General features: G+C 69.0%; 7 protein-coding genes. 4 read left to right on the top strand and 3 right to left on the bottom strand.

Annotated features, from left to right (window positions below):
• Positions 1–102: 102 nt before the first annotated feature.
• On the bottom strand, positions 103–945 hold the full coding sequence (locus ACFWP7_RS42065) for a glutamate ABC transporter substrate-binding protein (protein ID WP_384393780.1): 843 nt from the start codon (positions 943–945) through the stop codon (positions 103–105).
• A 59-nt stretch (positions 946–1,004) separates the two neighbouring features.
• Positions 1,005–1,781, bottom strand: coding sequence for an amino acid ABC transporter ATP-binding protein (locus tag ACFWP7_RS42070; protein WP_384393783.1), 777 nt, complete (start codon positions 1,779–1,781; stop codon positions 1,005–1,007).
• Positions 1,782–2,147: 366 nt separating this feature from the next.
• On the opposite strand from ACFWP7_RS42070, the gene ACFWP7_RS42075 reads away from it, so the two are divergent.
• On the top strand, positions 2,148–2,834 hold the full coding sequence (locus tag ACFWP7_RS42075) for a response regulator transcription factor (RefSeq protein ID WP_384393786.1): 687 nt from the start codon (positions 2,148–2,150) through the stop codon (positions 2,832–2,834).
• Between the two features lie 9 nt (positions 2,835–2,843).
• The gene (locus ACFWP7_RS42080; protein WP_384393789.1) at positions 2,844–4,250 is read left to right on the top strand and encodes a sensor histidine kinase; all 1,407 of its coding nucleotides are present in this window, start codon (positions 2,844–2,846) and stop codon (positions 4,248–4,250) included.
• Between the two features lie 21 nt (positions 4,251–4,271).
• On the opposite strand, the gene ACFWP7_RS42085 is transcribed toward ACFWP7_RS42080, so the two are convergent.
• Complete coding sequence (locus ACFWP7_RS42085; protein WP_384393792.1) at positions 4,272–5,270, bottom strand: TAXI family TRAP transporter solute-binding subunit; 999 nt, start codon at positions 5,268–5,270, stop codon at positions 4,272–4,274.
• Between the two features lie 141 nt (positions 5,271–5,411).
• Between ACFWP7_RS42085 and miaB the strand changes: the two genes are divergently transcribed.
• Together miaB and ACFWP7_RS42095 are read left to right on the top strand one after the other, a co-directional pair.
• Positions 5,412–6,953 (top strand): tRNA (N6-isopentenyl adenosine(37)-C2)-methylthiotransferase MiaB, encoded by a 1,542-nt coding sequence (gene miaB, locus ACFWP7_RS42090; protein ID WP_384393794.1) that lies wholly within the window; start codon positions 5,412–5,414, stop codon positions 6,951–6,953.
• A 188-nt stretch (positions 6,954–7,141) separates the two neighbouring features.
• Positions 7,142–7,879 (top strand): class III extradiol dioxygenase subunit B-like domain-containing protein, encoded by a 738-nt coding sequence (locus ACFWP7_RS42095; RefSeq protein WP_384393796.1) that lies wholly within the window; start codon positions 7,142–7,144, stop codon positions 7,877–7,879.
• Positions 7,880–8,010 lie beyond the last annotated feature (131 nt).

The following is an 8,010-nucleotide window of genomic DNA, read 5'->3' on the forward strand; positions in this document are numbered from 1 at the left end:
GGGGGTGGGGGGTTTCGGTGCGGGCCTGGCGCCGCGCCCCCCCTGCGGGGGGGGGGGGGCGCCCCCCCACGGAACCCTGCGTTGCTGTGCCGGAGCCTTGCGTTACGAAACGATGTTGCCGATCTTCGGCGCGGGCTCGTTCTTGTAGCCGGCCGGACCGAAGTTGGCGTCGACCGCCTTCTGCCAGGAGCCGTCACTGACCATCTTCGTCAGAGCGGCGTTGATCTTGTCCGTGGTCGCGGTGTCGTCCTTCTTCAGGCCGATGCCGTAGTTCTCGTTGCTCAGCTTGAGACCGGCGAGCTTGAACTGGCCCTTGTACTTGTCCTGCGCGGCGAAGCCCGCGAGGATCGAATCGTCGGTGGTCACCGCGTCCACGGCGCCGCTCTGCAGGGCGGCGATGCACTCCGAGTAGCCGGCCTGCTGCTTCAGCTGGGCGTCCGGGGCGATGTCGTTCTTGACGTTCTGCGCCGAGGTGGAACCGGTCACGGAACACAGCTTCTTGCCGTTGAGGTCCGTGCCCTTGGTGATGTCGGAGTCCGACTTGATGAGCAGGTCCTGGTGGGCCAGCAGGTAGGGACCGGCGAAGTTGACCTTCGCCGCGCGCTCGTCGTTGATCGAGTACGTCGCCGCGATGAACTTCACGTCGCCGCGGGCGATCGCGTTCTCACGGTCGGCGCTCTTGGTCTCGACGAACTCGATCTTGTCGGCGGGGTAACCGAGTTCCTTGGCCACGTAAGTCGCCACGTCCACGTCGAAGCCGGAGAAGGAACCGTCGGGCTCCTTGAGGCCGAGACCGGGCTGGTCGTACTTGATGCCGACCTTGATCGTGCCGCCGCCGCTGGAACCCGAATCGACGTTGTTGTTGTCGTCGCCACCGCACGCGGTGGCGGACAGGGCGAGGGCGAGTACGGCGGCCGAGGCAGCGGTGACCTTGCGAAGCTTCATGGTGAACATCCTTTGGAAGGGGACGGATGCGGGCCGTCGGTGACGAGACGTGCAGACGATCAGTGGTGCAGGATCTTCGAAAGGAAGTCCTTGGCCCGGTCGCTCCGGGGGTTGCTGAAGAACTGGTCCGGCACAGCCTCTTCGACGATGCGTCCGTCGGCCATGAACACCACCCGGTTGGCAGCCGAACGAGCGAAGCCCATCTCGTGGGTGACGACGATCATGGTCATGCCGTCGCGCGCGAGCTGCTGCATGACCTCCAGCACCTCGTTGATCATCTCGGGGTCGAGCGCCGAGGTCGGCTCGTCGAAGAGCATGACCTTGGGATCCATCGCCAGCGCCCGAGCGATCGCCACGCGCTGCTGCTGGCCACCGGAGAGCTGCGCGGGGTACTTGTCCGCCTGCGTGCTGACGCCTACACGGTCGAGCAGTCCGCGGGCCTTCTCCTCGGCCACCTTCTTGTCGGTCTTGCGGACCTTGATCTGGCCCAGCATCACGTTCTCGAGCACCGTCTTGTGCGCGAAAAGATTGAAGGACTGGAAGACCATGCCGACATCGGCCCGCAGCCGAGCCAGCGCCTTGCCCTCGTCCGGCAGTGGCTTCCCGTCGATCGCGATGTCCCCGGAGTCGATGGTCTCCAGACGGTTGATGGTGCGGCACAGGGTGGACTTCCCGGACCCGGAGGGCCCGATGACCACGACGACCTCGCCACGGGCGATCGTCAGGTCGATGTCCTGGAGAACGTGCAACGCGCCGAAGTGCTTGTTGACGCTCTTCAGGACGACCAGTTCTTCGGTCGCGGCCACGGCGTCCTTGGCCACCGATACTTCGGTCATCGCTTTTTGGCTCCGTCCTCGCGGTTTGGGAGGACAGTAGTGACCGCGTACGACCAGCGTCATTACATCTGAGGGGAAATTGAGCATAACGATCCGATACCAGGCGGCCACCCCCCGTAATGATCATCATCGTGCTGCGTAGCGATCACCGCCATGCCGCGTACCGGCTGGATAACGGAAGTCGCGCGCAACCAGAACGCCCTTGACGCCGTCCTTGGCTATCGGCGTGACTACACAGGGTGCACGCGCATGTGTCCATGTTCATGTAACACGCGTTTTTTGCAACACGTTTTCGCGTTCTTACAATCTGAGACCGTACGACGGATGATTCGAGACCGTACGACCGATGAACCTGAGGGGGTCGGAATGAGACTGCTCCTCGTCGAGGACGACAACCATGTCGCCGCCGCCCTCTCCGCGGTCCTGGCGCGGCACGGTTTCCACGTCACGCACGCCCGCAGCGGCGAGGAGGCGCTCCAGGCGCTGGTGCCGGAAAGCGACGGTTTCGGGGTCGTCCTGCTGGACCTCGGCCTCCCCGACCAGGACGGCTACGAGGTCTGCGGCAAGATCCGCAAGCGGACCAGCACCCCGGTGATCATGGTCACCGCGCGCGCGGACGTGCGTTCCCGGATCCACGGCCTCAACCTCGGGGCCGACGACTACGTGGTGAAGCCGTACGACACGGGAGAGCTGCTGGCCCGTATTCACGCCGTCAGTCGGCGCAGCCTCCCCGACGACCCTTCGGCCCCCGGCGAGAGCGCGCTACGGCTCGGCTCCGTGCGCATCGAACTCCCCACCCGCCAGGTCAGTGTGGATGGTTTGGTCATCCAACTGACCCGCAAGGAGTTCGACCTTCTCGCGTTGCTTGCCCAGCGCCCCGGAGTGGTGTTCCGCAGGGAGCAGATCATCAGCGAGGTGTGGCGCACCAGCTGGGAGGGGACCGGGCGCACTCTTGAGGTGCACGTCGCGTCCCTGCGCTCCAAACTGCACATGCCCGCGCTGATCGAGACGGTGCGCGGAGTCGGCTACCGGCTCGTCGCCCCTGCGGCGTAGCGGGGACCGTTGCGTACACGTCTCTTCCCGCTGCTCATCGTCCTGATGGCCGCCGTGCTGCTCGCGCTCGGCGTCCCGCTGGCGGCGAGTATCGCGGCCGCGCAGCAGCAGAGGGTGGTCGTCGACCGCATCGACGACACGGCGCGCTTCGCCTCCCTCGCGCAGTACGTGGCCGACCCGTCGACCGGACCCACGGACGGCACCACGGACGAACGCCGCGAAACCCTGAGTCAGGAGCTCGCCCGCTACTACAGCCTGTACGGCATCCGGGCCGGCGTCTTCTACCGCGACTCCACCCCCATGGCCAACGCCCCCGAGAGCTGGCTGCTGCCCAAGACGGGCGAAGGGCGCGACGCCTTCAACGAGGCCCTCGCGAGCCGCCGCAGCCACGACCCGGAGCAGGTCTGGCCCTGGCAAGGGCACCGGCTCATCGTCGCCTCCCCGGTCGTCAAGGACGGCGATGTCGTCGCCGTCGTGGTCACCGACTCGCCCACCGGGCAGATGCGTTCGAAGACTCTGCACGGCTGGCTGATCATCGGCGCGGGCGAGGCCGCCGCGATGCTCCTCGCCCTCGGCGCCGCGCTGCGTCTCACCGGCTGGGTGCTCAGACCCGTACGCGTCCTGGACGCCACCACCCACGACATCGCGACCGGACGCCTGAAGTCCCGCGTCGCGGCCGCCGGCGGTCCGCCGGAACTCCGGCGCCTGGCCCGGTCGTTCAACGAGATGGCGGACAACGTCGAGGACGTGCTGGAGCAGCAGCGCGCCTTCGTCGCCGACGCCTCGCACCAGCTGCGCAACCCGCTCTCGGCGCTGCTGCTGCGTATCGAGCTGCTCGCCCTCGCACTCCCCGAGGGCAATGAGGAGATCGCCTCGGTCCGCACCGAGGGCAAGCGCCTCGCCCAGGTCCTCGACGACCTCCTCGACCTGGCGCTCGCCGAGCACGCCGAGGCGGACCTGTGCCTCACCGACATCGGCGAGCTCACGGCCGAGCGGGTGGCGGCGTGGGGGCCGGTCGCCGCGAGCAAGGGCGTACGACTCGTGGAATCCTGCCCGGCCACCACCGCCTGGACCGATCCGGTCACGCTGTCCAGCGCGCTGGACGCGGTGATCGACAACGCGCTGAAGTTCACGCCCGAGGGGGAGAGCGTCGAGGTGAAGGTCGCCTCGAACGGCGAGTCCTCGACCGTCGTGGTCACCGACGGCGGCCCGGGCCTCAGCGACGAGGACCTGATCCGCATCGGCGACCGCTTCTGGCGCAGCGCCGGGCACCAGAACATCAAGGGTTCGGGCCTCGGCCTGTCCATCTCCCGCGCGCTGCTCACCGCGGGCGGCGGCTCCATCTCGTACGACCATCACAAGCCGCACGGCCTGAAGGTGACGGTGCGGGTGCCAAGGTCACGGCCCAGCCCGTGAGACCGCGGCCGGAGGCAGGGGCTACGGCTTGACCGACCGGTAGTAGCGCCGCGCGCCCTCGTGCAGCTGGAGCGGATCCGTGTAGATGGCCGTCCGCAGGTCCACCAGCTGCGCCGCGTGCACCACGCCGCCGATGCTGTCGCGGTGGTCTATCACCGTGCGGGTGATCTCCTCGGTGAGTCTTGCGTCGGCGTCCTCCCGCGTGACCAGGAGGTTCGCCACCGCCACCGTCTGTACGGACGAGCCCAACTGGGCCTCGGGGTAGGCGTCGGCGGGCATCACGGCCGCCCGGTAGTAGCGGGAGGCGCCGCCCTGCTCGTGCAGCTTCTCGATCAGGTCGCTCCCTATCGGCACCAGCCTGATGCCGTAGGAGTCGGAGAGCTTCAGCACGGCACTCGTGGGCAGACCGCCCGACCAGAAGAAGGCGTCGATCTCGTTGTTCCTGAGCTTCTCCGGCATGGTGCTGATGCCGTCCGCCAGTGGTTCGACGTCCTTCGTCGGGTCGAGTCCGACGGCTTCGAGGACGTGATCGGCGATCAGCCGGACCCCGGAGCCGGTCGGCCCCACGGCGACCCGCTTGCCCCGCAGATCGGCCACGGACCGTACGGACGACGTGTGCGGGACCACCAGGTGCACATAGTCGTCGTAGAGCCGGGCGCAGCTGCGCAGCAGGTCCGCTCCCGGCTTGTCCTGCAGCATGTACGTCGCCACCGCGTCGGCCGCCGCGACGGTGAAGTCGGCCTGACCCGTGGCGACCCGGCGGACGTTCTCCTGCGACCCGTCGCTGTTCAGGAGCTTTACGTCCAGACGCGGCATGTCCTTGCCCAGGGCGCTCCGCAGCAGCTCGCCGTATTTCTGGTAGACGCCGGTCGGCGTTCCCGTGCTGAACGTGATCGTTCCGCCGGGAGACTCCTCGTCCAGCGGCAGCAGCCGCCACAGCAGCAGCCCGGAGACCGCGAAACCGGCGGCCGAGCCGAACAGCGCGCGCCGCCTGCTGATGTGGAGGGGTGCCTGATACATGCGCGCGATCCTGTCATTCCGGGCGCGGATCTGACCAGGGCGGGCCCGCGGGGGTTGGGGGGTCCCTTCAAGATCCTGCGGTGCGGGGGCCGGGGGCCCGGTCGGACAAGAGGTACTCCGGGCACCGCCTACCCTTGTCCTATGAGCAGCAGCGACCGGAGCCAGGCAGTGGACGTTCAGGAAACCAAGACTTACGAGGTACGCACGTACGGGTGCCAGATGAACGTCCATGACTCCGAACGGCTCTCGGGGCTCCTGGAGGACGCCGGTTATGTCCGTGCCCCCAAGGACGCGGACGGCGACGCGGATGTCGTCGTCTTCAACACGTGTGCGGTGCGGGAGAACGCCGACAACAAGCTGTACGGCAACCTCGGCCGGCTCGCTCCGATGAAGACGAAGCGCCCCGGCATGCAGATCGCCGTCGGCGGCTGTCTCGCGCAGAAGGACCGCGACACCATCGTGAAGCGGGCTCCCTGGGTGGACGTCGTCTTCGGGACGCACAACATCGGGAAGCTGCCCGTCCTCCTGGAGCGCGCTCGCGTACAGGAGGAGGCGCAGGTCGAGATCGCCGAGTCCCTGGAGGCGTTCCCTTCGACGCTGCCGACCCGCCGCGAGAGCGCGTATGCCGCCTGGGTGTCCATCTCCGTCGGGTGCAACAACACCTGCACCTTCTGCATCGTCCCGGCGCTGCGCGGCAAGGAGAAGGACCGCAGGCCCGGCGACATCCTCGCCGAGATCGAGGCGCTGGTCGGCGAGGGCGTCTCCGAGATCACGCTGCTCGGCCAGAACGTAAACGCTTACGGCAGTGACATCGGCGACCGCGAGGCGTTCAGCAAGCTGCTCCGCGCCTGCGGCACGATCGAGGGGCTGGAGCGCGTGCGCTTCACCTCGCCGCACCCGCGCGACTTCACGGACGACGTGATCGCCGCCATGGCCGAGACGCCGAACGTGATGCCGCAGCTGCACATGCCGATGCAGTCCGGCTCGGACACCGTCCTGAAGGCGATGCGCCGCTCGTACCGCCAGGATCGCTACCTGGGGATCATCGAGAACGTGCGCGCCGCCATCCCGCACGCGGCGATCACCACCGACATCATCGTGGGCTTCCCCGGCGAGACCGAGGAGGACTTCGAGCAGACCCTTCACGCGGTCCGCGAGGCCCGCTTCGCGAATGCGTTCACGTTCCAGTACTCCAAGCGCCCCGGCACGCCGGCGGCCACCATGGAGGGGCAGATCCCCAAGGACGTCGTCCAGGCGCGCTACGAGCGTCTCGTCGCCGTCCAGGAGGAGATCTCCTGGAACGAGAACAAGAGGCAGGTCGGCCGCACCCTTGAGCTGATGGTCGCCGAGGGCGAGGGCCGCAAGGACGGCGCCACGCACCGACTCTCCGGCCGCGCCCCCGACAACCGCCTGGTCCACTTCACCAAGCCCGACGAGGTCGTACGCCCCGGCGATGTCGTCACCGTCGAGATCACGTACGCCGCCCCGCACCACCTCCTCGCCGAGGGCGCCGTCCTGGACGTGCGCCGCACGCGCGCGGGGGACGCGTGGGAGAAACGGCACCTCGCCGGCACAGTCGCGGCCACGAAGCCGATGGGCGTCATGCTCGGCCTGCCGAGGATCGGCGCGCCTGAGCCGCTGCCGGTCGCTGCGGGCAGCGGCAGCGGCTGCGGGTGCGACTGAGCGCATCGGGCATCGGGCATCGGGCATCGCGCATCGGGCGACGGGCGAGAGGTGCGACTGAGCGCGTCGTGCGCCGGGAAGCGGTTCCCGTCTGCCTGATGCCTGGTGCGTCTGCCGTGCGGTGGGGAGTTGGCCGAGCGTGCCGCACGAGTGACGTTCCGCCGCCGAGCGGGACTACGCTGCCGATCATGCTTGTAGCCGCCGCAGTCTGCCCCTGTCCGCCGCTGCTGGTTCCGGACGTCGCCGCCGGCGCGGCGCCCGAGCTTGCCGACGCGCGCGCCGCCTGCACGGACGCGCTGGGCGTGCTCGCCGCCTCCCGCCCCGACCTGCTGGTCGTCGTGGGCCCCGCCGAACAGAGCGGGCGCGGGCCACACCCTGAGGGGAACGGGGGCTCGTTCCGCGGCTTCGGCGTGGATCTCGACGTACGCCTGGGGAACGTAGGGCTGGGAAGTGGCGCGCTGCCCGACCCGGAGGCTTCCGGGCGTGAGCTTCCGTCGTCGCTCGCCGTCGCCGCGTGGCTCCTGGAGCGCACGGGCTGGTCCGATTCCCCTGTCGAGGGACTCGGTGTGGGGGAACCTCTCGCGGTCGAGCGGTGTATCCAAGTCGGGGAGGAGATCGGCGCGCGGGCCGGGCGGGTGGCCCTGCTGGTGATGGGCGACGCCAGCGCGTGCCGGACGCTCAAGGCGCCCGGTTATCTCGACGAGCGCGCCGCGGGCTTCGACGCGGGCGTCGCGCGTGCGCTGGGGGCCGCTGACGCGGCGGCCCTCAAAGCGCTGGACGCGGAGCTGGCGCAGGAGCTGAAGGTGTCCGGGCGGGCGCCCTGGCAGGTCCTCGCGGGCGCGGCGGAGGGTGCGGGGCTCGGCGGAGCGCTGCTGTACGAGGATGCCCCGTACGGGGTGGGGTACCTGGTGGCCGCCTGGTCGTAGGGCGGGACCACGGTCTCTTGAGGTGCCCTGCCCGGCTGCCGTGCAGCCCCCGGGGCATGACCTCAGACACGGCGGACGGGGCATGACCTCAGACACGGCGGACGGGGCATGACCTCAGACACGGCGGACGG

This window comes from Streptomyces sp. NPDC058470 (assembly GCF_042721055.1).
GTDB lineage: Bacteria > Actinomycetota > Actinomycetes > Streptomycetales > Streptomycetaceae > Streptomyces.

What these genes read in the sequence shown, in the direction of transcription:
- ACFWP7_RS42085 (WP_384393792.1), bottom strand. Translation starts at nt 5,270, where the DNA reads ATGTATCAGGCACCCCTCCACATCAGCAGGCGGCGCGCGCTGTTCGGC.
- ACFWP7_RS42075 (WP_384393786.1), top strand. Translation starts at nt 2,148, where the DNA reads ATGAGACTGCTCCTCGTCGAGGACGACAACCATGTCGCCGCCGCCCTC.
- ACFWP7_RS42095 (WP_384393796.1), top strand. Translation starts at nt 7,142, where the DNA reads ATGCTTGTAGCCGCCGCAGTCTGCCCCTGTCCGCCGCTGCTGGTTCCG.
- ACFWP7_RS42070 (WP_384393783.1), bottom strand. Translation starts at nt 1,781, where the DNA reads ATGACCGAAGTATCGGTGGCCAAGGACGCCGTGGCCGCGACCGAAGAA.
- ACFWP7_RS42065 (WP_384393780.1), bottom strand. Translation starts at nt 945, where the DNA reads ATGAAGCTTCGCAAGGTCACCGCTGCCTCGGCCGCCGTACTCGCCCTC.
- miaB (WP_384393794.1), top strand. Translation starts at nt 5,412, where the DNA reads ATGAGCAGCAGCGACCGGAGCCAGGCAGTGGACGTTCAGGAAACCAAG.